The sequence below is a fragment of the Marinibaculum pumilum genome (assembly GCF_042646425.1).
Lineage (GTDB): Bacteria > Pseudomonadota > Alphaproteobacteria > Ferrovibrionales > Ferrovibrionaceae > Marinibaculum > Marinibaculum pumilum.
On sequence record NZ_JBHRTR010000005.1, the window covers coordinates 206401 to 230400 of the forward strand.

The window sequence follows — 24000 nt, forward strand, 5'->3', positions numbered from 1 at the left end:
GGCCGGCGCAGCAAGCGGCGAGATGGCAGCGTCGACGACGTCCCTCCCCATGCCGTGTTGGCGGAATGTCTTGAGGCGATGGCCGCCGTCGGCGACGATGGCGACCGCGTCGCCGCAGCGGCGCCATACCTGCAGGAACTCCTTCAGGACGAGGCGGCCGCAACCGCCCTCGTCGGTCTCACCTGGCAGGCCGCCGAGGCCGGCGACGAGGAAAGCGACGCGGCCTTGCTGCTGGAGGGCCTGCTCACCGAGATCCGGATGCTGCTCGAACTGCAGCAGATGGGTGGCGCCTGCCGGCGCTTCCAGGCCGCGGCGCGGGCGGAACTGGCGCGACGGATCGAGCGGCGATCTCCCGCCGTCGCCGTCCGCCATGCCTTCGGCCGGATCCATGTCCGCGCCGGCTTGCCCGTGCCGGAGGAATTGCGGTCCGCCGGGCCTGTGACGGCCGAGGCACCGGATCTCGATCCCGAGTTGGCGCTGGCGCAGCTCGACCAGGATTTCGACAGCATGGCCGAAGCGGCGGCGGAGGAACCGCTGGAAGCCCATCAGAGCCTGGTCGAGATCCTGCGCAGCATGCCGACCGGGGCCCAGGAGCATGTCCTGCGGCGCCTGCTGTCGCAGCGGCACCACGCGGTGCAGCGGCTGGCCCTGTATTGGCTTCTGGATCCCGACAGCGAGATCCGGGAGGTCGCCGCAGAGGCGCTGCATGCCCATGCCCGGCAAGGCACGCTGGACCCGTCCCTGCCACCGCTCCTTGGGCTGATGGCCGCCTGGCTGCCGCCCGAACCGGCGCCAGCGACGATCGAGGCGGTACGGAAAGCTGATCTGCGCCAGGCTGCACCGAAGCCGCGGCAGTCGCGCGACCTGCGCGTCTATGCCAGCCTGCCCGACGGCAGCGGCACCCAGACCTTCGCCGCTACGGCGCGGCATGGCCGCCGCCGGGTGGTGGCGATGGTGCTGCTGAAGGCGGTGCAGGGCGTGGGCGATGCCTATGTCCTGCCTTGCACCAGCGCCGGCGGGCAGCAACGGATCGTCCGCTCCCTGCGCCAGGAGGTCGGCATCCTGGCCGTGCCGCCGGACTGCCTGAAGCGGGAGGTGGCGGCCGCGCTGGCCGAAGGACTCGGTCATGGTCGCCCGCCCGCTCCCGGCCTGCTCGACGTTGCGGAGGCCTGCGGCCTGACGGAGCTGATTCCGACATCGACAACGGCGCCGGACCGGCTTGCCCGACTGCGCGGCGGCGCGGCCGATCCGGTACCGGAGCCGGAGGCGTTGATCCGCGACAGCGACATCTGGGCGGATACCTTCCCGCTGACAGGCACCTGGTTCGAGATGCTGCCGGACCTGGGCGACGAGCCGGAGCTGCTGTCCCCGGCCGCGGCCGAAGAACGGATCAGGCAGCGCCTGGAAGAGCGGCGGCCGTTCTGGGCGATGCAGATGCTGAAGGCGGCGGAGGTGCTGCAATCGGCGACCGACAGGAACCTTCCGGAGAGCGGCTGGGCGGGCTTCGCAGCGGTGGCGGAGGCCCTGCTGGCCGGTCGTCCCCTGGCCGGGATCCCCGCATTGGAGACGATGGTCGATCGCAGCCTCCTGGCCCGTGCCGAACTCGCCTCCCCGGGCGGAGAAGAGGAAGCGGACGGCGTATCGTTTACCGTCGACTGGGAACGGCCGGCGGCACCCGGCGAGCTGGAGGAGATGCTCGGCGGCCTGGAGCCGCCGAGGTCGGTCGCCTATCTCGATGGCCGGATCGTTGCGTTGCTGACGGCGCCCCTTGCGCTGACCGCAGCGCAGCTCCTCCAAGGGATCGTTGGACAGGACGCGGTGCCGCCCGTTGCGGGGAACGACGAGCGTCTCGGCCGCCAGATCGGCCTGCTCGCGCAACAGCTGGAAGCGGTCGATACACGCCTGTTCGAGGCGGCCGGGTCCTCCGGTGACCCGCTCGGCCTCTCGGGCTTCGATACAGCCGAGCTCAAGGATTGGAGCGCCGGGTTCGTGGCCGTGACGGAAGGCGACCTCGCCGGCTGGACGCAGCGCCGGCTGCGTCCGGACGACCGGAAGTTCCTGGCCCTGATCAGGCAGTCGGCGTCCGGGCGGCAGCCCGAAACGGCGGAATTGCGGCTCGTCGCGCGATGGCTCCACCTGCGGCGAACGGCGCAGAGATAGCCGACCCGGCGCGGGCTGCCGGTCAGGCGACGCCCCGCGTCTCACCCCGCCAGTACGGCTTCCGCAACTCGGTTTTCAGGATCTTGCCGGCCCCCGAAACCGGCATCGGCTCGCCGCGGATCTCCACCGAGCGCGGGCATTTGTAGCCGGCGATTTCGGTCCGGCAATGGGCGATCACCGCCTCGGCGGTCAGGGCCTGTCCCGCCACCGGCACCACCGTGGCATGCACCGCCTCGCCCCATTCCGGATGCGGGATGCCGAAGACCGCGACCTCGGCGACGGCATCCATCAGCGCGATGGCATTCTCCACCTCGGCCGAATACACGTTCTCGCCGCCCGACACGACCATGTCCTTGATCCGGTCGACGATGAAGACGAAGCCCTCCTCGTCCATGTACCCGCCGTCGCCGGTATGCATCCAGCCGTCGCGCAGGACCGCAGCCGTTTCCTCCGGCCGGTTCCAGTAGCCGAGCATGACATTGGGGCCGCGGGCGGCGATCTCGCCGACGGTGCCGGTCGGGACCTCCTGTCCCTCCGCATCGACGATGCGCAGTTCCACCCCCAGCACCGCCAGCCCGCAGGACGACAGCCGTCCCGCCAGCGGGCCGTCCAGGGTGTTGTATTCCGCCGGCAGCACCGTCAGCAGCGGCGCCGTCTCCGTCATGCCGTAGCCATGCAGCAGGCGGACATGCGGGAACTTCGCCTGCACCCGGCGGAACACCGCCTCCTGCATCGGCGCGGCGCCGAAGTTGATCTGCCGCAGGGTCGAGGTGTCGAAGCGCTCCAGCCCCTCCACCCGGCTCAGCATGTTCAGCATCGTCGGCACCATCGCGGCATGGCTGGCGCCGTAGCGTCCGATCGCCTCCAGCGCGCCCTCCGGCGTGAAGCGGGGGATGAAGCAGTGGCTGCCGCCCAGCGCCGTCACCGCATAGCTGTTCATGCCGTCGGCCAGGTGGAACATCGGCGCGGCGTGCAGGACGTTGGTGTCGCGGTCGAAACGCATCCCGTCGACGGTGTTGAAGGCGTTCGTCACCAGATTGTCGTGGCTGAGCATCACCCCCTTGGAGCGCCCGGTGGTGCCGCCGGTATAGTAGATGCCCGCCAGGTCGCTGCCGCCGGCGGGCGCCGCCGGCATCGGCGCATGGCCGGCGATCAGCGCCTCGTGGTCGGCCTGCCCGTCCGGCACCGGTGCGGCATCCAGCGAGATCGTCACCGCCGGCCGCAGCGCCGCCGGCAGGTCCGCCAGCACGGCCTGGAACGCGGTGTCGACGACCAGGATGGCGGGGCGGCAATCCTCCAGGATGTAGGCGATCTCCGGCGCGGCCAGGCGGGTGTTGACCGGCACCACGGCGGTGCCGGCCCAGGCCGTGGCGAAGATCGTCTCGAAATAGCGGTCGGAGTTCAGGCCCAGCAGCGCGACCCTGTCGCCGGGCGCGGCGCCCAGGGCGCGATAGGCGGCGGCCAGCCGGGCGATCCGCTCATGGACCTGCGCCCAGGTCCGGACCCGGTCGTCCATCCGGGTCGCGACATGGCCCGGCCGCTGCTGCCGGGCGCGGTCGAGGAGCTGCGCGATACGGTACATGCGCCCTCCCCGGCTCAGGCCGACCGGCGCGCCGGTCGGGCCAGAAGTTCGGCGACGACCTGCTCGGTGCTGCGGGTGCGGCAGTAATGCCCCGACATCGCCGCGACGCTGCGCTGGTGGTCCGCTTCCGAATAGGCGGCGCAGGCATCCTCGACCTGGGTGACCAGGTAGCCGCGGTCGGCGGCATCGCGGATCGCGGATTCCACGCACTGGTCGGTCACCAGGCCGAAGATCACCAGGTGCCGGATCCCCAGATTGTGCAGCACGTAGTCGATATTGGTGGCGTTGAAGACGCCGGAGGCCGTCTTCGGGATCACCATCTCGTTCGGCAGCGGCGCCACCTCGTCGATCACCCGTCCCTCCCACGACCCCTTGGCGGCATGCAGGCGAGAGATCTTGTGGTCCAGGCTGCGGTCGCGGCCGTCCTGGGTCAGGCTCTCGATCACCGTGAAGACGATCTCCACCCCTGCCTCCCGGCCGGCTTCCAGCAGGCGCTGGTGGTTCGGGATCACCAGGGTCTCGATGCGGGCGACGAAATCCGGCTTGTCAGCGCGCATCCGGTCGCGCACCGGGGCGCCGCATTCCATGTTCTGCACGTCGACCGACAGCAGCGCCGTCGTCGCCGGATCCAGCGGCTGCTCCCGGTAGGCGCCGCCGGGCGCATCGATCTCCATGGCGTTCTCCCCCCAAAGGCCGCGGCGGGCGGCCGCTACAATTCGCCGGCCGGCGCCACGCCGACCTCTAATTCGCAGGCGGCGATCGCGTCCCGCAGCGCGGCCGCGAGCCGCGTGCCCCAGCGCCGCGCCGACGCCGCATCGGCCAGCAGGTCCTGTCGAACCTCGACCAGGACCGCCTCGTTGCCGCGCAGGTCGCCATGCACCGGCACCGCGAAATCGCTCTCGACCTCCACCGGATAGGGCTCATGCTCGCCGACGACCAGGTCGCCGTCGCGGCGCAGCTCCGCCAGCAGGGCGCGGGCCAGGCGGCCGCGACGGCCGTAGGAGATGCCGACATGCCAGGGCCGGCGCACGCCGCCGAAGACCGGCGTGAAGCTGTGCATGCAGACCAGGCTGTTCGGCAGTCCGCGCCGCGCGCGCTGGTCCATCAGCATGGCGATCGCCGCGTGGTAGGCGGAGAAGATCTCCCGCCCCCGCAGCTGTCGCTGGCGCTCGTCCAGCGCGGTGTTGCCCGGCACGGGGCGGCCGTCGATCCGCGGGACGATGGAATCCGCGGCGTCCTGCGGCCGGTTGCAGTCGATCACCAGCCGCGAATAGCCGCAATAGACGGCGGGCGCGCCGAGCGCGGCGGCGGCTGCGGCCGCCATCTCCGCCGCGCCGATGTCCCAGCCGAAATGGCTGTCCAGGTCGGCGCGGGACAGGCCGAGATCGCCGAGCGCCGCCGGCACCCGGTTGCTGGCATGGTCGCAGGTCACGATGACCGGGCCGTCCGCGGCGCGGTCACGCACCTCGACCGGCGGCGGATCCCCTGGTCCCAGCAGCTCGGCATCGCCCCCCGCCATGCTCAATAGATCCCGGCATAGCGGGTGCAGAGCGCGGCCGAGGTCATGCCGGCAGCGGCCTTCGCCTCCTGGCGCTTCATCGCGAAAAAGGCCTGTCGCTGCCCCGGCGCGAGCCAGCCGTTCGCGGCCCTGTCGGATTGCAGCGCCTCCAGCGCGGCCTCCAGGCTGTCCGGCAGCCGCACGAGCGGCGTGGCCTGCCGCTCCGCCGCGCTCATCTGTTCCGGATCCGCGGCGGTCAGCGGCGGCGTCTGCAGCCCGGTCCGGAGTCCTTCCAGGCCCGCCCGGACGAGCGCGCCGAGCGCGATATAGGGCGAGGCGCAGGCATCCGCGGCGCGGTACTCCATGTTGGCCTGTTCCGCCGGGTCCATGCCGGGCATGGTCAGCACCGGGGAGATCCGCAGGCCGGCCTCCCGGTCGCGATAGCCGAAGCTGTTATAGGCGGCGCTCCAGCTGTGCGGCACCAGGCGTAGATAGGAAGGCGGCGACGGCGCGGTCAGTGCGCAGAGCGCCGGCATGTGGCGGATGATGCCGGCGCAGAAGCTGCCGGCGAGCGGCGAGACCGGTCCTGCCGGATCGTCCAGCAGGCCGCTGCCGGTGGCCGGCCGGCCGTCCCGGTCGCGGAAGCTGAAATGGATATGCACGCCATTGCCGATCCCGTCGGCGCTGGGCTTCGGCGAGAAGCTCGCCTTCATGCCGTCGACCCGGGCGGCGGCGATCACCAGCTCGCGCAGCAGCACCGTCTGGTCGGCGGCGGCGAGCCCCTCCGCCGGCTTCATGGTGATCTCGTACTGCATGCCGCCATATTCCGGCAGCAGCTGTTCCAGCGGCAGGCCGGCACGGCTGGCCCAGGCCTCGATCCGGTCGGCCAGCGGGGCGACCATCTCGAAGGACCGGAAGGCGAAGGAGGCGGTGTCGCCGGGCAGGCCCGACAGGGTGAATTCCTGTTCGAAGGCGGCCAGCATCGTCAGGCCGAATTCCGCCTGCAGGGCCGCCAGGGCGTCGGCCAGGAAGCGCCGCGGGCAGGCGGCCCAGGGGCTGCCGTCGGTCTCCACGATGTCGGACAGCATCAGCACCTGGCTGGGCGCGCCGTCGCCGCCGATCCGCACCCCCGTCTCCGGCACCGGGATCAGGCGCAGGTCGCCCAGCGCGCCATAGGGCGCATCCGCAGGGATGCCGCCGAACGGGTCGATGGTCTGATTGGCGGGTACCCAGCCGATGCCGCTTTTCAGGCGGCCCGGCAGGTCCCGCCAGGGCACCGCCTTGCCGCGCACCACGCCGGCCAGGTCGCAGGTCGAGACCATCACCCATTCGCCGTCATGGTTCGCTGCCAGCATGCCTGCCTCCCTGCCCCGCCGCATATCCGGACCGCCACGATCCGGCGCTACTGTGCCGGCCGCCGGCGCGCCGGCGCAAGCGTCGCCGGGCTGCGAAACGTATGCATCTGGCATTGATCGCCCCCGCCATACCTCCTACCGTAACCAGCGCCGGATCGGCTACGGTCCGGGCGACCGGGGACCCCAGCGGGGAGGCTGAAGAAAAATGATACAGCGGAATATTCATGCCGGCGGTGGCATTGGGCGGGCGGCGCGCCGGCTGACGATGGCCGCGGCACTCGGCGCGACGGCGCTGGCCGGGCTCGCCGGCATGGCTTCGGCCGACGACAAGGTGGTCAAGATCGGCGTCCTTGCCGCCCTGACCGGCCCGAATGCGGCGGACGGACAGGAGACGGTGCGGGGCGTCCAGATGGCCGTCGAGGAGGCCAATGCCGCAGGCGGCATCGCCGGCTACACCTTCGAGGTGGTGGAAGGCGATGTGAAGGACCATTCCGCCGGCGCTGTCACCTCCGCGGTGGAGCGGCTGCTGGCGGACGAGGATGTGCACTTCATGCTCACCGGCTATGCCAGCCTGACCAATTTCGAGATCGAGACGATGGCTGAGGCGGAGATGCCGTACATGCTGGCGGCTACCTCGCAGCAGACCCGCGACATCATCGCGCCCGACCCGGACAAGTACTGGTGCTGCTGGTCGCTGACCCCGTCCTTCGACGCCTATGAGACCGACGTCACGCCGTTCGTCGAGGCACTGGCCAAGGCCGGCAAGATCGACCTGCCGAACAAGACGGTGGCGATCGTCTCCTCCGACAATGCCTATTCCAAGACGATCTCGGAGGGCATGAAGAAGAAGTTCACCGACAGCGGCTGGACGATCACCGTCGACGAGCTGGTGCCGTTCGGCGAGGTCAGCGACTGGCGGCCGATCATCTCCAAGATCCGGCAGAACCCGCCGGACCTGGTGATCAACACCGACTACATCCCGGGCAATGCGGCGACCTTCCTGAACCAGTTCCTGGAGGATCCGACCAACAGCCTGGTGTTCCTGCAATATGCGCCCAGCGTGCCGGAATTCGTGGAGCTGACCGGCGAGAAGTCGACCGGCATCGTCTACAACCTGCTCGGCGGCGTGATCGACAGCCCGAAATGGCCGCGCGGGCCGGAGCTGCTGAAGAAGTTCGAGGACAAGTACGGCACCAAGTCCGGCGCCTATGGCGTCGGCCTGTACGAAATGACGAACATCTATTTCGACGCCCTGCAGAAGGTCGGCGATCCGACCGACCATGAGGCGATCGGCAAGGCGATCGGGGAGACCGACAAGAAGGTGGCCGAGGGTCGCCTGAAGTTCGACCCGAAGACCCATCTGGCGATCCAGGGCGACGACTATATCCCGATCACCTTCTTCCAGATCCAGAGCGGCAATCGCGTGCTGATCTCGCCGACCCAGTTTGCCACCGGCGATTTCCAGCTGCCTCCCTGGATGACCAAGAAGTAGGCCGGCCGGAACCGTCCGGGGCGGCGGCGGGAGAGAGCCGGCGGGCCTGCCGTCGCCTTTCCCGCCGCCGCCCCCTTGCTTCTCGACCCATACGCAAAGGCTGGCTTTCTCATGGGCGACGGCACGATCCTGATCGACGTCGACGGCGTATCGAAATCGTTCGGCGACCTGCGGGCCGTCGACCAGGTCAGCTTCCAGGTTGCCGAGGGCCAGATCTTCGGCATCGCCGGGCCCAATGGCAGCGGCAAGAGCACCCTGTTCAACATCGTCACCGGCATTCCCTTCCGGCCCGACAGCGGCAAGGTCCGCTTCGCCGGCCGGGAGATCCAGGGGCTGCGCGGGCACGAGATCGCGCAGGCCGGCCTGGCCCGGACCTTCCAGCGCGAGACCAGCTTCGACAGCCTGAGCGTCTTCGAGAACGCGTTGCTCGGCGTCACCTACGGCCTCGGCCAGCGCGGCGCCGCGGCCCGCCGCGATGCGGTGGCGGAAGCGCTGGCCTTCACCGGCTTTTCGGACGCGGACTTCGACCTGCCGGCCGCCGCCCTGTCCGTCTACCAGCGCAAATGCCTGATGCTGGCCTCTGCGCTGGCCATGCAGCCGCGCATGCTGCTGCTGGACGAGCCGGCCTCCAGCCTGACCAGGCCGGAGATCGAGACGACGATCACCCTGATCCGGCAGATTGCCGCGCGCGGCGTGACGATCTTGCTGATCGAACATGTCCTGGCGCTGCTGCTGACCCTGTCGGAGCATCTGCTGGTGCTGAACCAGGGCCAGATCCTGGCCGAGGGCACGCCCGACGAGGTGGTGAAGAACCCGCTGGTGATCGAGGCCTATCTGGGCCGCCGCAAGCAGGCGGCGGCATGACCGCGCCTGCTGAAGGCGTGCCTGCCGCCGCCGCCCCGGAGGGCGGCAGCCTGACCCTGGAGGTCGAGGGGCTGGTTTCGGGCTATGGCCGGGTGACGATCCTGCACGGAGTCAGCCTGGACATGCAGGCAGGGCACAATATCGGCCTGTTCGGACCCAACGGGCATGGCAAGACCACCCTGCTGCGGACCGTCTCCGGCCTGCTGCGCGCCCGCTCGGGGCGGGTCCGCTTCCAGGGCCGCGACATCACCAATGCGAAGCCGCGCCAGATCGTGGCGCTGGGCCTGATCCATGTCGCGCAGGGCAACCAGATCTTCCCCGACCTAACGATCCAGGAAGCGCTGAAGCTCGGCGCCTATACCCCGCGGGCGCGGGCCGCCGAGGCCGCCAACCAGGAGCGGATCTACGAGATCTTCCCCCGCCTGAAGGAGCGCCGGCGCCAGCAGATCCGAACCCTGTCCGGCGGCGAGCGGCAGATGGCCTCCATCGGGGTCGGCCTGATGGGCGATCCGAAGGCGCTGATCCTCGACGAGCCCACCCTGGGGCTGGCGCCGCGGATCAAGGAGGAGCTGGCCGCGGCGATCCGCACCATCTCCGACGCCGGCATGCCGCTGGTGGTGGTGGAGCAGGACGTGGAGTTCCTGATGGAACTGACCGACCAGCTGTACATGATCAACCACGGCGAGGTCGCGGCGCAGATCCGCCCGGGCGAACAGATCGACCACGAGGAGATCATGGCGATGTATTTCGGCACCGGCGGCAATGTCGGGGAGACGGTGCTGTGAACGCGGCCTTCGAGATCGTCATCTCCGGCCTGTTCTCCGGCTCGCTCTACGCGATGATGGCGGTCGGGCTGGCGCTGATCTGGACGACGATCGGCGTCTTCAACTTCGGCCAGGGCGTCTTCGCCACCCTCTGCGCCTACATCACCTGGCAGCTGGTCGACGCCGCCGGCTTCGGCCTGCCTCTGTTCGTCTCCATCATCCTGGCGCTGGCGGTGATGGCGGTGATCGGCTGGCTGTTCCAGCTGGCCCTGGTGCGCCCCTTCATCGGCCAGCCGAACATCGTGCTGACGGTGGTGATCACCACCCTCGCCGCCTTCACCATCCTGGAGAATGTCACCCTGCTGACCTGGGGGCCGCGGCCGAAGCAGCTGCCGCCGCTGATCCCGGGCAATGCCGACGTGCTTGGCTTCGGCATCGCGGCGCACCAGCTGACCATCATCGTGATCACGCCGCTGATCCTGGCCGCGGTCTGGCTGTTCCTGAACCGGACGCGGACCGGGCTGGCGCTGCGGGCGGTGTCGCAGAACGAGGATGCCAGCCTGCTGGCCGGCCTGAACGTGCCGATGATGTACGCCCTGGCCTTCGCGCTGTCGGCGGTTCTGGCGGGGCTGGCCGGGGTGTTCTTCGGCGGGCTGAAGTTCATGTCGCCGACGATGGGCACGGAGCCGCTGGTGAAGGCGCTGGTGGTGGTGATCTTCGGCGGCGTGGCGAACCTGACCGGGCCGATCCTGGCCGCCTACCTGATCGCCTTCTTCGAGGCGGTGGCGACCTATTTCATCGGCTTCTACTGGACGCCGGCGCTGCTGTTCCTGGTGCTGATCGTCACCCTGATGGTCCGGCCCGAAGGGCTGCTGACCGGCCGTTCCCGCAGGCTGACATGACCGGCGCCGGCTTCCGCATGCCCTCCTGGATGCCGCTGGAGGGGCGCGAGCTCGCCGCCATGGCGGCCGGCCTGCTGCTGCTGGTCCTGCTGCCGCTGGTGGTGACCGACAGCTATACCCGGCACCTGATCATCCTGGTCTTCATCTACGCCATCGTGGCGTCCAGCTGGGACCTCAGCCTGGGCTATGCCGGGATCTTCAACTTCGGGCATCTCGCGCTGTTCGCGATCGGGCTCTACACCTACGGCCTGGCGACCAAGTTCGGCGATATCAACGGCTGGGCGGCGATCCCGCTGTCCGGCATCACGGCGATGATCGCCGCGGCGATCGTCACCGTCCCGATCCTGCGCCTGAAGGGCATCTACATCATCCTGGTGACCTTCGCCTTCAGCCAGCTGGTCCTGCAGCTGGTGGTGAGCCAGTCCGACTGGACCGGCGGCACCCTGGGGATGACCGGGGTGTCGTCGCTGAAGCTGCCGGGCCACAACTTCATCCGCGACGGCAAGATCGGCTACTACTACACGGCCCTGGTCCTGCTGGCGGCCAATATCCTGTTCCTGCGGGTCTTCGTCCGCTCGGCCCTCGGCCTCAGCGTCGTCGCCCTGCGTGACAACGAGGAATATGCCGTTTCCCGCGGCATCTCGCTGGCGCGGCAGCGGCTCCTGACCATGGTCGCCAGCGCGATGTTCACCGGCATGGCCGGCGGCCTCTACGGCGCCTATGTCCGCAACGCCTCCATCGAGGCGTTCGGCGTCGGCCTCTTGACCCTGATCCTGTCGATGGTGCTGCTGGGCGGCACGGCGACGATCTACGGCTCGCTGCTCGCCGGCTTCGTCCTGGTCTTCCTGGACGAGGTGATGATCGACCTCGGCGCCTGGCGGCCGATCACCATCGCGCTGCTGATCATCCTGGTGATGCTGGTCTATCCCGGCGGCCTCTATGGCGGCATCCGCGCCCTGGCCGTTCGCCTGGCCCGGAGGAACGGCCCATGAGCGACGATCCGACCCCGTATCCGCGCGACATGGTCGGCTATGGCGGCCGTACCCCGGATCCGCAATGGCCCGGCGGCGCCCGCCTCGCCCTCTCCTTCGTGATGAACTACGAGGAAGGCGGCGAGATGAACATCCTGCACGGCGATGCCGCGTCGGAGAGCTACCTGACCGAGATCGTCGGCGCGCCGCCGGTGCCGGGCGGCCGGCATCTGGGGGTGGAGAGCATCTACGAATATGGCAGCCGCGCCGGCTTCTGGCGGCTGCACCGGATGTTCACGGAGCGGAAGCTGCCGCTGACCGTCTACGCGGTTACCATGGCGATGGAGCGTAATCCGGAGGCGGTGGCCGCGATGGTCGAGGCCGGCTGGGAGATCGCCAGCCACGGCTATCGCTGGATCGACTATGCGCAGATGCCGGAGGCGGAGGAGCGCGCCCAGCTCGCACGCACCATCGAGGTGCATACGCGTCTGGCAGGCAGCCGGCCGCTCGGCTGGTACTGCGGCCGCCACAGCGCCAATACCCGCCGCCTGGTCGCCGAGGAGGGCGGCTTCCTCTACGATTCCGACGACTATTCCGACGACCTGCCCTACTGGACGGAGGTCGCCGGCAAGCCCTATCTGATCCTGCCCTATGGCCTGGATGCCAACGACTTCCGCTATGCGATGCCGCAGGGCTTCAATTCCGGCGAGCAGTTCTACGCCTATTGCAAGGACAGCTTCGACGTCCTGTACGCGGAGGGCGCCACAGCGCCGAAGATGCTCAGCATCGGCCTGCATTGCCGGCTGTCGGGCCGTCCGGGGCGGGCCGCGGCGCTGGCGCGCTTCCTGGACTATGTCCGGGGGCATCCGGATGTCTGGGTGACAACGCGCGCGGAGATCGCCCGCCACTGGCGCGACCGCTTCCCGCCGCCCGGCTGAGGCGGGCGCTTTCGTCTCCCCTCCCCGCCTCTTTCGCCTGCCCCCTTCTGACTACCTCTTGGCCGCTGTGCCTGCCGCCCTATGTCGGCGGCGGGTTCGGGCCATCCGGGGCCCGATGTCGAAGGCGCCAGGAAGGAGGCCTGCCATGCAGCACAGAATCATGCGCCGGCGCGTGACCGCCGCCGTCGGTCCGAAGACCGCAGCCGCCATCGCCACGGCGATGCTGGCTGCGCTTTCGGCCGGCATCACGTCCCCCGCCCGGGCGGATGCCTATCAGCTGATCGTCTACACGCCGCTGTCGGTCAATGAGGTGGATGCCAGTGCCGGCTGCCCCGACGTGGCGGCGTCCGGCAAGCGCATCCGGGCCGAATGCGCGCCGGAAGGCGAACTGGTCTTTTCCGTGCACGTGCCGCAGGTCGAAGATGGCGCCATCGATTGCCTGGTGACCCTTCGTGACGGTGGGCCGGACGGCAAGCGTTTCGTCGGGATAGAGGCTGCCAGCTACGACTCCGACGACAGGTACCGGCGCTGTTCGCAAAACATCACCGTCCGCCCCGGCGAACGCTACCGGGAGCGGCAGCATATGCATGTCACCAAGTCGGGCTGGTAGCATGCGGCGCGTCGCCGACTGTTCCTAGATAGGGAACAATACGTCACGCCCCGTCCCCTTCCCTTTCAGGGCCTTCCGGGCCACATGTTGGCGCAATCGGGGTCCTGCGAAAGAAGGGGTCGGAGATGGCCGAGGTTCTGGAACGTGATGTGGCCGGGCGGCGTGCGGTGCTCGGCGTCCTGGCGGGCATGCCGGCGGAGGATGGCGCCGGGGTGAAGCTGAGCCGAGTGATCGGCCAGCCGCGCCTGGACATGCTGGATCCGTTCCTGATGCTGGATTCCTTCAAGTCCGACAGGCCGGGCGACTATATCGCCGGTTTCCCGCCGCATCCCCATCGCGGTTTCGAGACGGTGACCTACCTGCTGCACGGCCGCATGCGGCACGAGGATTCGGTCGGCAATGCCGGTGTGATCGAGACCGGCGGTATCCAGTGGATGACCGCCGGCCGCGGCATCGAGCATTCGGAAATGCCGGAGCAGCGGGACGGCCTGCTCTGGGGCTTCCAGCTCTGGGTCAACCTGCCGGCATCGGACAAGATGACGGCGCCCCGCTACCAGGAATTCGACGCCGAGGCGATCCCCGTGGAACGGCGCGCCGACGGCACGACGGTGAAGGTCATCACCGGCCGCACCCGCGAGGGCACCGAGGGGCCGGTCCGCGACGTCGCGGTGGCGCCGCTCTATTTCGACGTCACCGTCCCGCCCGGCGGCCGCTATGTCGAGGACCTGCCGGAAGGCCACAACGCCTTCCTGTACGGCATCGACGGGACACTGCTGGTGCAGGGGCCGGACGGTGGCGAAACCGCCGTGGCGAAGGAGAGGCTCGCGGTCCTGGATCGCGGCCCCACCCTGGCCGCATCCGTCGGCCCGGAAGGGGCACGCTTCCTTCTGGTGGCCGGCCGCCCGCTGGGCGAGCCCGTCGCCCGTCACGGCCCCTTCGTGATGAACACGCGCGAGGAACTGCTGCAGGCGTTCCAGGACTACCAGAGCGGCCGTTTCCTGGGCTGAGGCGCCGGACATGCGCCTCCTGTCGGGGCTCAACTGTCCGCAGGAACAAGCAAAAACCGCGTGTGACCAATTTGGACAATTGAGTCCGACTCGCTGAAAAACGCCGCCCGACTCGGATCTGAAACCGCGGTAGGACCGCGGCCCGCACTCTGTCAGCGCTCGGGCGACGGTTCCAGCCGGATGCGCCCGTCCTCCAGGACGGTGACCCTGAGCGCCAGCTTCAGAAGGTCTGCGACCCGGGTGAACTCGTCCGTCTCCAGAACCGCCTGTTCGGCGAAGCCGCCCGTCTCGTCGAGGCTGGAGACATAGACGAAGTTCTCGAGGAGGACCTTGCCCTTCTTGTCATCGCCGGGATAGACGATCCAGAACAGTCCCGGCTCCACCCGCTGGTCCGTCGCCCCGGCGGGAATTGTCGCCGTCCGCGGTCGCGAGATCTCCACCCCGGGTTTTGCCGTCTGCCAGACCAGGCGGACCTCCTTCCCCGTCTTGTTTGTGACGATCAGCGGCGGGTCGTACATCCACGGCATCAGGGAGGCGGCGGCCGGTGTCGCCAGCAGGGCGAAGGCGGCAAACAGGGCAAGAAGCCTGGGAACGGGGCGAAGCCGTTTCATGGCAGTCTCCATCATCTCGGCCCGGTGCCGGCAGTATAGGGGCGGCCGTTCGCAAAAGCCCAGACGCCGAAAGCCCAGACGCCGAAAGTCCAGACCGAGGTCGGCCCCGATCCTGTCGCGATCCCTTCAGGCGGCAACCAACTGGCCGTCATGCAGCCGCAGCATGCGGTCCATCCGCCGGGCAAGTTCGATATTGTGGGTCGCCACCAGGCAGGCGGTGCGGTGATCGCGTGCGAAGCCCAGGAAGGCGTCCAGCACGTGGCTGGCGGTGCGCTCGTCCAGATTGCCGGTCGGTTCGTCCGCCAGGATCACTCGCGGGCCGTTGGCGAAGGCGCGGGCGATCGCCACCCGCTGCTGCTCGCCGCCCGACAGGCGCGAGGGGCGGTGGCCCAGTCGGGCGGCAAGACCGAGTTCTTCCAGCAATTGTCGCGCGCGGGCGGTGGCGGCCCCCCTGCCCTGTCCTGCGATGCGCTGCGGCAGGACCACGTTCTCCAGCGCGGTGAATTCGGGCAGAAGATGATGGAACTGGTAGACGAAGCCCAGGCTGTGGCGTCGCAGCCGGGTCCGGCCGGAATCGTCCAGCCGTGCCGTGGGCATGCCCTCGATCAGCACCTCGCCCGCGTCGGGCTTTTCCAGCAGGCCGGCGAGCTGCAGCAGGGTCGACTTGCCGGCGCCCGACGGTCCGATCAGGGCCACGACCTCGCCCGCCCGCAGGGACATGTCGACACCCCGCAGGACGTCGAGATGCTGCTCCGCTTGGCGGAAGGTGCGACGGACGTCGCGCAGTTCGAGGGCCATGTTAGTCATTCGTAGCGGAGCGCCTCTACCGGATCGACCCGCGCTGCACGGAATGCCGGGTAGATGGTGAAGACGAAGGTGAGCAGCAGCGCCACCAGGATCACCAAAAGGACCTGGGTATTGTTCACCTTGGCCGGCAGCTGCGACAGGAAATAGACCTCCGCCGCGAACAGGTCGGTGCCCAGCATCGCGTCCAGCTGCCGGCGCAGCCAGTCGATGTTCTGGGCAAAGCCAAGCCCGGCGAGCCAGCCCAGGCCGGTACCGATGATGCCGACGCTGGAGCCGCAGATGAAGAAGACCCGCATGATGGTGCCGCGGCTCGCCCCCATGGTCCGCAGGATGGCGATGCCGCGTGCCTTGTCGCGCACCAGCATGATCATGCTGGACATGATGTTGAACGCCGCGACGACGATGATCAGGGTCAGGATCACGAACATCACGTTGCGTTCCACCTGCAGCGCGGTGACCAGGTGGCCATGCGCCTGCCGCCAGTCGGAGAGCCGGTAGCCTGGCCCCAGCGCCTGGCCGATGTCGCGCATCGCGGCGGCCGTATCGTCGGGATCCTGCAGCATGATCTCCACCCCCGACACCGCGTCTCCGGTCCGGTAGAACAGCTGCGCCGCTTCCATCGGCAGGAAGACGAAGCCGGAATCGTATTCGTACATGCCGATGTTGAAGAGCCCGACCACCTGCACCGTCAGGCTGCGCGGCACCGTGCCGAAGGCGGTCGAGATGCCCTCCGGCGCGATCAGCTTCACCTCGTCGCCGACCCGAACCTGCAGGCTGCGCGCCAGCCGGTAGCCGATCACGGCCGCCTTCTTGCCATGGAACAGGGACATGTCGCCGGCGACGATCTGCTGCCCGGCCAGGTTGTCGCGCACGAAATCCTCTGGAATGACGCCGCGGACCACGGCACCCGCCGCCGCCGCCCGGGAGGTGGCGAGCGCCTGGCCCTCCACGATCGGCGTGGCCGCAAGCACGCCGTCGACATTGCGCGCCGTGTTCGCCACCGTGAGATAGTCGTCGAAGGCCCGGTTCGGCACCTGCACCACGACATGGCCGTTCAGGCCCAGCACCCGGCTCAGCAGTTCCTCGCGGAAGCCGTTCATCACCGACATCACGATGATCAGGGTGGCCACCCCGATGGTGATCCCCACCAGGGAGATGATCGCGATAACGGAGATGAATCCCTCGCGCCGCCTCGCCTGCAGGTAGCGGAATGCCAGCAGCCATTCCACCGCGGAGAAGGGGGCCGTGCCGCCGCGTCTGCTGCGGCCGGACGCGGGCTCCGATGCTGCCATGTCTCGGGCCTCCGCCGGGTGTCCCGGCCGTTGCGGGAGATTTCAGTCGACGAGGCGGGCGATCGCCGCGTCGAGGGAAAGCTCTTCCTTCTCCCCGGTCGCGCGGCGTTTCAGCTCCACGGTGCCGGCCTTTGCGCCCCGCGGTCCCACCGTCACCGCCCAGGGCAGCCCGATCAGGTCCATGGTCGCGAACTTGGCGCCGGCCCGCTCCGGCCGGTCGTCGTACAGGGTCTCGACCCCGGCGGAGCGCAGGCGGCCGTGCAGGGTTTCGGCCATTGCGGTGCAATCACCGTCTTCCGGCTTCAGGTTGATGATGCCGGCCCGGAACGGGGCCACGGCGTCGGGCCAGACGATGCCGGCATCGTCATGATTGGCCTCGATGATGGCACCGACCAGGCGGGAGACGCCGATGCCGTAGGAGCCCATCTCCACCGGCACGTCCTGACCGTCCGGGCCGACCACGACCGCACCCATCGGGGCGGAGTATTTCGTGCCGAAATAGAAGATGTGGCCGACCTCGATGCCGCGGGCCTGGACGCGACGCTCCGCAGGCAGGGCCTCGTAGAGCGCGGAATCGTGCATGTCCTCGGTGGCGGCATAGGGCTCGGTCCAGCTGTCGACCAGCGGCTGCAGGTCGCCCGCATAGTCGATTCCCTCCTGCAGCACGTCGCGTTCGACCAGGGCACGGTCGCAGAACACCTCGCTCTCGCCCGTCTCCGCCAGGATGATGAACTCGTGGCTGAGGTCGCCGCCGATCGGCCCCGTCTCCGCCCGCATCGGGATCGCCTTCAGGCCCATCCGCGCGAAGGTCCGCAGGTAGGACACGAAATGCCGGTTGTAGGACCGCCGGGCTGCATCCTTGTCGATGTCGAACGAATAGCCGTCCTTCATCAGGAACTCGCGGCCGCGCATCACGCCGAAGCGGGGCCGCACCTCGTCCCGGAACTTCCACTGGATGTGGTACAGGATCTGCGGCAGCTGCCGGTAGCTGCGCACCGAATGGCGGAAGATATCGGTGATCAGTTCCTCGTTCGTCGGACCGTAGAGCATGTCCCGCTCGTGCCGGTCCGTGATCCGCAGCATCTCCTTGCCGTAATCGTCGTAGCGCCCGCTCTCCCGCCACAGGTCGGCGGACTGGATCGTCGGCATCAGGAGTTCCTGGGCGCCGTGGGCGTCCTGCTCCTCGCGCACGATCTGCTCGATCCGCTTCAGCACCCGGAAGCCCAGCGGCAGCCAGGAATAGATGCCGGCCGAGGACTGCCGGATCATGCCGGCCCGCAGCATCAGGCGGTGACTGACGATCTGGGCTTCGGCCGGCGTTTCCTTGAGGGTCGGCATGAAGAAGGAGCTGAGACGCATCTGACCCTTCACAGAGAGGTGCAGCACTGCCGGAACCGGCGCGCGCGGGGACACGGATCACAAAGGCCCGCGGCGCGGCGGCCGGGACGATATGCCGCCCCCTTCTAGAGCAGGGAACACGGTCCTGGCAATCGCCGGGAAAGCGCAGGGGAATGCGCGTTTCAGCGGGCGCCGCGCTTCTCCAGCGCCGCGCAGTAACGCGCCAGGGAATCGTCCTGGCCGCCGGTCAGGGGCTTGCCGTCCAGCAGCACCTGACCGGTCCGCGTATTGACGGTGAGTGTCCCCGGCCGCAGCTGTGCGCCGATTCCGGTCCCGCCTTCCGCCTCGATCGGTCCCAGCAGCTTGATCTCCACCTGATCGAAGGCGGATGCGGCGCCGCCGGCATCCGCGGAGACCCCGGGGTCAGGCGGCAGGTCGGCAGGCGCGACTGTCTGTCCGGTGGTGCTGACCCCGGGCACATAGTCGGCGCCACTGGCGGTGCCCGCGGCATTGCGGGCCAGCAGCAACCGGCACTCCTCGGCGGTCAATGCCGGCTCGGGTGTCTGCGACTGTGCCGCGGCCGGCGGACAAGGCGCCAGAAACAGCGGCGGGGCGAGGGCTGCGGCCAGGAAGGCGCGGCGCATGATCGTCGGTGGCGAAATCATCGGAGGGTTTCGGGACGGCATGATGGGTCTGTCGAGCATGAATTCCCGCTTTTTCCTTTCGGCAAATCCCCGCAATTCTAGGCGGGGAGAAAGGCAAGATGCGATCTGCTCGAAAAAGTACAACAAACGGTGCCGAAGCGCTTGCATGCAACCGCCCGATTTGCGTACACTGGCCGCCAAGAAAAAAAGAGAGGGCCACGCCCTCCTGTGTCCAAGAGGGCGCAGCCCAAGTTTAGGGAGGAAACGCCATCAAGCGTACGCTCGCGGGCTCAGCCCGTTTGCGTAAGAAACATCCTGAATGCTGCATTGCGACATGGCAAGATCGAAAACTCGGTCTTGCTATTTTTTTTGCCATTTTTTCCTGCCAACTCAGTAAGTTGCGCATTTTTCTATCACCTGCCTATAAAGAGGGCGGTCAAACGCTCATTTGACGTGCAGAGGCGGCGGGGCGCTGCCTTGTGTTCCAGACTCGCGGCGACGACGCACCGTGGCATCGTCGCCACAGCGCTCCATTCCCGCATATGACTCTGTCGTTCCGGCATTTACCGGACGTCGCAAGCGGTCTAAGAGACCGGCCATGACCCACGCACCGACGAAAACCACCGTCCGGAAAACCACCCGCCTTGGCGGGGCGTGGGCCGATGCGCGTGCGAACTGACCGCGCATAATCCGGACACCAGCCCCGCGGACGCGCGGGGCAGCCCCTTCCCCTCCCTGACCGGCTGATCCCGTGCCTCCCTGAAGAGGAGTGACAGGTATGGGAGATCAACAGCCCCTGGACGGATCGGCCGTCCGACGGATGCGGGCGGCTGCCGGCGCCCGCGTCGGCCTCGTCGGCGCCACCGGCCTTGTCGGCCAGATGATGCTGCAGCTGCTGCAGGCGCGCGGCTTTCCGGTCGCAGACCTGCGCCTGTTCGCGTCCGCCCGTTCGGCCGGCAAGACCCTGCCGTGGTGCGGTGAGGATATCGCCGTGGAGGATGCCGCCGCGGCGGACTTCGGCGGCCTGGATATCGTCTTTTTCTCCGCCGGCGGTGCGACGTCGCGGGCCCTGGCGCCGAAGGTCGCCGAAGCCGGCGCCGTGGTGATCGACAATTCGTCCGCCTGGCGGGCCGATCCCGATGTTCCGCTGGTGGTGGCGGAGGTCAATCCCCATGCCCTTGCCCGCATCGCGAAGGGCATCGTGGCGAATCCCAACTGCACCACCATGGCCGCCATGCCGGTGCTGAAGCCGCTGCATGACGCGGCCGGGCTGAAGCGCCTTGTCGCCAGCACTTACCAGGCGGCATCCGGCGCCGGCCAGGCCGGCATCGCCGAACTCGCAGCGCAGCTGGCGGCTGCCGGCAGCGATCCCGCCGCGCTGGCCTTCGACGGTGCGGCGGTGTCGTTTCCGGCGCCGGCGAAGTGGGCGGTGCCGCTGGCGTTCAACGTGGTGCCGCTGAACTACCGCCTGGAAGAGGACGGCTTCACCGAGGAGGAGGCCAAGCTCCGCGATGAGAGCCGGAAGATCCTGGACCTGCCTGCCCTGCCCGTCTGCGGCACCTGCGTCCGGGTCCCGGTCTTCACCGGCCACTCGCTATCGATCAATGCCGAGTTCGAGCGGCCGCTGTCCGTGGCGGATGCGCGCCGCATCCTTGCCGCAGCGCCCGGCGTGATGCTGGAGGATGTGCCCAATCCGCTCGCGGCCACCGGGCAGGACCCGGTGCTGGTGGGCCGGATCCGGGTCGACCCGACCGTGCCGCACGGCCTGGCCCTGTTCGTCAGCGGCGACAACCTGCGCAAGGGGGCGGCGCTGAACGCGGTGCAGATCGCGGAGCTGCTGCTGCAGGGCCGATGAGGGACCCGTTCAGGAACGCGCCGCCCAGTCGCGGAAGCTGAACAGATTCATCTCGACCACCAGGTAGGTGCCGACGAAGAGAATGGCGGCGATACCGGTCGTGATGAGCATCTTCCGGGCGATCTGCGGGCGGACGGGGGCGGAGGTCGCGTGGCCGGTTTCCGGCACCTGGCCCTCCTCCTCCGCCGTCCGCACGCCGACGGGCAGAAGGCAGAAGAACACCAGCCACCACAGGATGATGAAGGTGACGATGGCAGATCCGTAGTCCAACTCGTGCTTCCCTGGCTGTTGCGCCGGACGCCGCCGCTCAGACCTGCTCGATCTCCACCAGCGTGCCGTGCAGGTCCTTCGGGTGCAGGAAAAGGACGGGCTTGCCATGGGCGCCGATCTTCGGCTCGCCATCGCCCAGGACCCGGGCGCCCTCTTCCTTCAGGCGGTCCCGCGCCTGAAGGATGTCGTCGACCTCATAGCAGACATGGTGCATGCCGCCATCGGGGTTGCGCTGCAGGAACTTGGCGATCGGCGAGCCCTCCCCCAGCGGATGCAGGAGCTCGATCTTGGTGTTGGGCAGTTCCACGAACACCGTCGTGACGCCATGGTCGGGCTGCGGCACCGGTTCCGACACCTTGGCGCCCAGCATCTGGCGATAGGTCGTGGAGGCGGCCTCCAGATCCGGCACGGCAATGGCCACGTGGTTCAGGCGTCCGATCATCTCAATCCCTTCTCGATCCCTGCTGCGGGCGCCCCGCCGGCGCGCCCATCCATTCTGACGGCCTTCGTCAGGCGGCCTTGACCCCGGTCATGCGGACCAGATGCACCTCGACGATCGGCCGGCGCCCGTTCAGGCCGCGAAACATGCGCCGTACGGCGCGCCGGGCGGCATCTTCCACCATTTCGTCGATGTTCCTGTCGGCGTTGGAGAGGCGCCGGACCGCAGACAGAACCGCCTCGCCCGCTTCCCCGGCCAGGGCACCGTCATCGTCCTCGGCCACGCCGGACAGCGCGATCATCGGTTCTCCCATGGGCAGGCCCTTGCCGTCCAGCGCCAGGGTCACGAACACTGCGCCGTTGCGCATCAGGCGCCTGCGGGTGCGCAGCACCGGCCCGTCGGGCAGGACCAGATCCTCGCCATCCACGGCCAGCCGGCCGGCCGGCACCTCGGCCACGATCGCCGGCCGCCCGGGCGACAGGCGCACCGCATGGCCGTTGCGGGTGACCACGGCCTCGCCCACGCCCAGCGACCGCGCAAGGGCTGCGTGCGAGATCAGGTGGCGCGCCTCGCCATGCACCGGCACCGCGATCTGCGGGCGGACGATCCGGTACATCTCCGCCAGCTCGTCGCGGCAGGGATGGCCGGAGACGTGGATCGGCGCGTCCTTCTCGGTCAGCACCTCGATCCCGCGGGAGGCGAGCAGGTTGTGCAGGGCGAAAAGGGTGCGCTCGTTGCCGGGGATGATCTTGGAGGAGAAGATCGTTGTGTCGCCGGGCGCCAGGGTGATGTTGGGATGGGTGTCGCCGGCGATGCGGGCCATCGCGCCGCGGGGTTCCCCTTGGCAGCCGGTACAGAGCAGCAGGACCTCCTCGCGCGGCAGGTAGCCCACGTCGCGCTCGTCCACCAGGTCCGGCATCCCGCCCAGATAGCCGCATTCCCGGCTGACCTCCGTGATCCGGTGCAGGGAGCGGCCGACGATGCAGAGCCGGCGGCCGGTGGCCTTCGCCACCTCGCCCACCGTCTCGACCCGAGCGACGTTGGAGGCGAAGGTGGCGATGGCCACCCGGCCGGTCTGCTTCGCGACCAGGTCGATCAGGTGTCGCCGGACATCCGCCTCCGAGCCGCTGGTGCCGGGCGACAGCGCGTTGGTGGAATCGCAGACCAGGGCCAGGACGCCTTCATCGCCCAGCCGTTCCAGCGCGGCCAGGTCGCTCGCCGGGCCGACCAGGGGATCCGGGTCCAGCTTCCAGTCGCCGGTATGCAGCACGCGGCCGTGGCGGGTCTCGATCGACAGGGCCCGCATCTCCGGAATCGAGTGGGTCAGGCCGACCGGCGTGATCCGGAACGGCCCGAGGGCGAGCGCCTCGTCCGGCCGCAACTCATGGATCGGTACCTCGCCTTCCAGCCCGAACTCGGACAGCTTGCGCCGCAGCAGGGCCGCCGCGAAGGGGGTCGCGTAGACCGGGCATTCCAGCTCCGGCCACAGATGTGGCACCGCCCCCAGATGGTCCTCATGCGCGTGGGTCAGCACCAGCCCCACCAGGTCCTCGGCGCGGTCGGCGATCCAGCTGGGGTCCGGGGTCAGCAGGTCGATGCCAGGCATGGTGTCGTCGGCGAAGGTGATGCCGAGGTCCACCATCAGCCACTTGCCGTCGCAACCGTAGAGGTTGAGGTTCATGCCGATCTCGCCGGCACCGCCGAGCGGCAGGAACACCAGGCTGGCCGGATCGATTCCCGGCGTTTCCGGGTCCTGATGCTGCGTCATGTCGCTCCAATCATTCCGTCTTGGTTTCGCCCGTCTCGCTGGCGCTGTTGCGTCGATAGATCTCCCTCAGGCCGCGCATCGTCAAGTCGCCTGCGACGATCTGTATGGCTTCGGTGGCGCCGCCGAACAGCGGCGCCAGGCCGCCGGTGGCGACCACCGTGGCCGGTTGGCCATATTCGCGGTTCACCCGCGCGACCAGACCTTCGATCATGCTGACATAGCCCCAGTAGACGCCGGAGCGCATGGCGCTGATCGTGTCGGTGCCGATCACCCGGTCGTCCGGCGGACGGTCCGCGGTGATGCGCGGCAGCATGGCGGAAACACGGTGCAGTGCGTCGAGGTTCAGGTTCACGCCCGGCGCGATGATGCCGCCGCAATAGTTCCCCTGCCCGTCCACCAGGTCCAGGGTTGTGGCCGTGCCGAAGTCGATGACGATCTTCGGCATCCGGGTGATCAGGTGGGCACCGACGGCATTGACGATGCGGTCGGCGCCGACACCCTGGGCGAAGACCTGGATCTCCAGGCGGCAGCCCGCCTCCCCCACGACCAGCGGCCTGGCGTTGAAATAGTCGTGGCACAGGCGGTTCAGCGCGAACATCACCGTCGGCACCACGGAGCAGATGATCGCGGCATCGATGCTTTCGGGGCGGACCCCCTTGAGCGCCATCAGCTGGGTCAGCCAGACCGCATACTCGTCGGCGGTCCGCTGTCCGGCATCCGTCGCGATCCGCCATTCCGCCCGCAGGTCCATGCCGTCGAAGACAGCGAAGGTGATGTTGGTGTTGCCGGCGTCGATGGCGAGCAGCATGGCGATGGCTGTCCTGGTGTCGGCC

Annotated in this window: 23 protein-coding genes; 10 read left to right on the forward strand and 13 right to left on the reverse strand. The window is 68.8% G+C overall.

Annotated features, from left to right (window positions below):
• Window positions 1-78 precede the first annotated feature (78 nt).
• Window positions 79-2160: a hypothetical protein gene (locus ACFOGJ_RS01905; protein ID WP_379897710.1), complete on the forward strand. Its 2082-nt coding sequence runs from the start codon at window positions 79-81 to the stop codon at window positions 2158-2160.
• Window positions 2161-2182: 22 nt separating this feature from the next.
• Here the strand turns inward: ACFOGJ_RS01905 and ACFOGJ_RS01910 are convergent, their stop codons facing one another.
• From ACFOGJ_RS01910 to ACFOGJ_RS01925, 4 genes are read right to left on the reverse strand one after another with little or no spacing between them, the layout of a single operon-like run.
• A complete protein-coding gene (locus tag ACFOGJ_RS01910; RefSeq protein ID WP_379897711.1) occupies window positions 2183-3742 on the reverse strand; it encodes a class I adenylate-forming enzyme family protein in 1560 nt (519 codons plus the stop codon).
• 14 nt (window positions 3743-3756) lie between these two features.
• On the reverse strand, window positions 3757-4416 hold the full coding sequence (locus tag ACFOGJ_RS01915; protein ID WP_379897712.1) for a cysteine hydrolase family protein: 660 nt from the start codon (window positions 4414-4416) through the stop codon (window positions 3757-3759).
• Between the two features lie 35 nt (window positions 4417-4451).
• Window positions 4452-5261, reverse strand: a complete 810-nt coding sequence (locus ACFOGJ_RS01920) for an N-formylglutamate amidohydrolase (protein WP_379897713.1) — start codon at window positions 5259-5261, stop codon at window positions 4452-4454.
• A 2-nt stretch (window positions 5262-5263) separates the two neighbouring features.
• Window positions 5264-6595 carry a glutamine synthetase gene (locus tag ACFOGJ_RS01925; RefSeq protein WP_379897714.1) on the reverse strand — a complete coding sequence of 444 codons (1332 nt, stop codon included), beginning with the start codon at window positions 6593-6595 and terminating at the stop codon, window positions 5264-5266.
• Between the two features lie 205 nt (window positions 6596-6800).
• Here ACFOGJ_RS01925 and ACFOGJ_RS01930 point away from each other — a divergent pair, with 205 nt between their 5' ends.
• The 8 genes from ACFOGJ_RS01930 to ACFOGJ_RS01965 all read left to right on the forward strand — a co-directional run bounded on the left by ACFOGJ_RS01930 (window position 6801) and on the right by ACFOGJ_RS01965 (window position 14143).
• A complete protein-coding gene (locus ACFOGJ_RS01930) occupies window positions 6801-8087 on the forward strand; it encodes an ABC transporter substrate-binding protein (RefSeq protein WP_379897715.1) in 1287 nt (428 codons plus the stop codon).
• A gap of 111 nt (window positions 8088-8198) precedes the next feature.
• A complete protein-coding gene (locus ACFOGJ_RS01935; protein WP_379897716.1) occupies window positions 8199-8951 on the forward strand; it encodes an ABC transporter ATP-binding protein in 753 nt (250 codons plus the stop codon).
• Window positions 8948-9736 carry an ABC transporter ATP-binding protein gene (locus tag ACFOGJ_RS01940; protein ID WP_379897717.1) on the forward strand — a complete coding sequence of 263 codons (789 nt, stop codon included), beginning with the start codon at window positions 8948-8950 and terminating at the stop codon, window positions 9734-9736. The genes ACFOGJ_RS01935 and ACFOGJ_RS01940 overlap by 4 nt, the downstream gene beginning before the upstream one ends.
• Window positions 9733-10617 carry a branched-chain amino acid ABC transporter permease gene (locus ACFOGJ_RS01945; RefSeq protein WP_379897718.1) on the forward strand — a complete coding sequence of 295 codons (885 nt, stop codon included), beginning with the start codon at window positions 9733-9735 and terminating at the stop codon, window positions 10615-10617. Before ACFOGJ_RS01940 ends, ACFOGJ_RS01945 begins: the two co-directional genes overlap by 4 nt.
• Window positions 10614-11609 carry a branched-chain amino acid ABC transporter permease gene (locus ACFOGJ_RS01950; RefSeq protein WP_379897719.1) on the forward strand — a complete coding sequence of 332 codons (996 nt, stop codon included), beginning with the start codon at window positions 10614-10616 and terminating at the stop codon, window positions 11607-11609. Before ACFOGJ_RS01945 ends, ACFOGJ_RS01950 begins: the two co-directional genes overlap by 4 nt.
• Window positions 11606-12526, forward strand: coding sequence for an allantoinase PuuE (gene puuE, locus ACFOGJ_RS01955; protein WP_379897720.1), 921 nt, complete (start codon window positions 11606-11608; stop codon window positions 12524-12526). Before ACFOGJ_RS01950 ends, puuE begins: the two co-directional genes overlap by 4 nt.
• Before the next feature lie 145 nt (window positions 12527-12671).
• Window positions 12672-13136, forward strand: a complete 465-nt coding sequence (locus tag ACFOGJ_RS01960; RefSeq protein ID WP_379897721.1) for a hypothetical protein — start codon at window positions 12672-12674, stop codon at window positions 13134-13136.
• Window positions 13137-13261: 125 nt separating this feature from the next.
• Window positions 13262-14143, forward strand: coding sequence for a pirin family protein (locus ACFOGJ_RS01965; RefSeq protein WP_379897722.1), 882 nt, complete (start codon window positions 13262-13264; stop codon window positions 14141-14143).
• A gap of 152 nt (window positions 14144-14295) precedes the next feature.
• On the opposite strand, the gene ACFOGJ_RS01970 is transcribed toward ACFOGJ_RS01965, so the two are convergent.
• From ACFOGJ_RS01970 to ACFOGJ_RS01990, 5 genes are all read right to left on the reverse strand, one after another.
• Window positions 14296-14754 carry a hypothetical protein gene (locus ACFOGJ_RS01970; RefSeq protein WP_379897723.1) on the reverse strand — a complete coding sequence of 153 codons (459 nt, stop codon included), beginning with the start codon at window positions 14752-14754 and terminating at the stop codon, window positions 14296-14298.
• 126 nt (window positions 14755-14880) lie between these two features.
• Window positions 14881-15552: an ABC transporter ATP-binding protein gene (locus ACFOGJ_RS01975; RefSeq protein ID WP_449288564.1), complete on the reverse strand. Its 672-nt coding sequence runs from the start codon at window positions 15550-15552 to the stop codon at window positions 14881-14883.
• A gap of 5 nt (window positions 15553-15557) precedes the next feature.
• The gene (locus ACFOGJ_RS01980) at window positions 15558-16853 is read right to left on the reverse strand and encodes a lipoprotein-releasing ABC transporter permease subunit (RefSeq protein WP_379897725.1); all 1296 of its coding nucleotides are present in this window, start codon (window positions 16851-16853) and stop codon (window positions 15558-15560) included.
• Between the two features lie 42 nt (window positions 16854-16895).
• A complete protein-coding gene (gene proS / locus ACFOGJ_RS01985) occupies window positions 16896-18212 on the reverse strand; it encodes a proline--tRNA ligase (protein WP_379897726.1) in 1317 nt (438 codons plus the stop codon).
• Between the two features lie 161 nt (window positions 18213-18373).
• Entirely contained in the window at window positions 18374-18979 is a 606-nt protein-coding gene (locus ACFOGJ_RS01990) for a hypothetical protein (RefSeq protein ID WP_379897727.1), read from the reverse strand.
• A 634-nt stretch (window positions 18980-19613) separates the two neighbouring features.
• Here ACFOGJ_RS01990 and ACFOGJ_RS01995 point away from each other — a divergent pair.
• Window positions 19614-20690 carry an aspartate-semialdehyde dehydrogenase gene (locus ACFOGJ_RS01995; protein WP_379897728.1) on the forward strand — a complete coding sequence of 359 codons (1077 nt, stop codon included), beginning with the start codon at window positions 19614-19616 and terminating at the stop codon, window positions 20688-20690.
• A gap of 9 nt (window positions 20691-20699) precedes the next feature.
• On the opposite strand, the gene ACFOGJ_RS02000 is transcribed toward ACFOGJ_RS01995, so the two are convergent.
• The 4 genes from ACFOGJ_RS02000 to ACFOGJ_RS02015 all read right to left on the reverse strand — a co-directional run bounded on the left by ACFOGJ_RS02000 (window position 20700) and on the right by ACFOGJ_RS02015 (window position 23975).
• Window positions 20700-20960 carry a DUF1467 family protein gene (locus ACFOGJ_RS02000; RefSeq protein ID WP_379897729.1) on the reverse strand — a complete coding sequence of 87 codons (261 nt, stop codon included), beginning with the start codon at window positions 20958-20960 and terminating at the stop codon, window positions 20700-20702.
• A gap of 37 nt (window positions 20961-20997) precedes the next feature.
• Window positions 20998-21402, reverse strand: coding sequence for a methylmalonyl-CoA epimerase (gene mce / locus ACFOGJ_RS02005; RefSeq protein ID WP_379897730.1), 405 nt, complete (start codon window positions 21400-21402; stop codon window positions 20998-21000).
• A 67-nt stretch (window positions 21403-21469) separates the two neighbouring features.
• A complete protein-coding gene (locus ACFOGJ_RS02010) occupies window positions 21470-23167 on the reverse strand; it encodes a ribonuclease J (RefSeq protein WP_379897731.1) in 1698 nt (565 codons plus the stop codon).
• Between the two features lie 10 nt (window positions 23168-23177).
• A complete protein-coding gene (locus tag ACFOGJ_RS02015; protein WP_379897732.1) occupies window positions 23178-23975 on the reverse strand; it encodes a type III pantothenate kinase in 798 nt (265 codons plus the stop codon).
• Window positions 23976-24000: the final 25 nt, after the last annotated feature.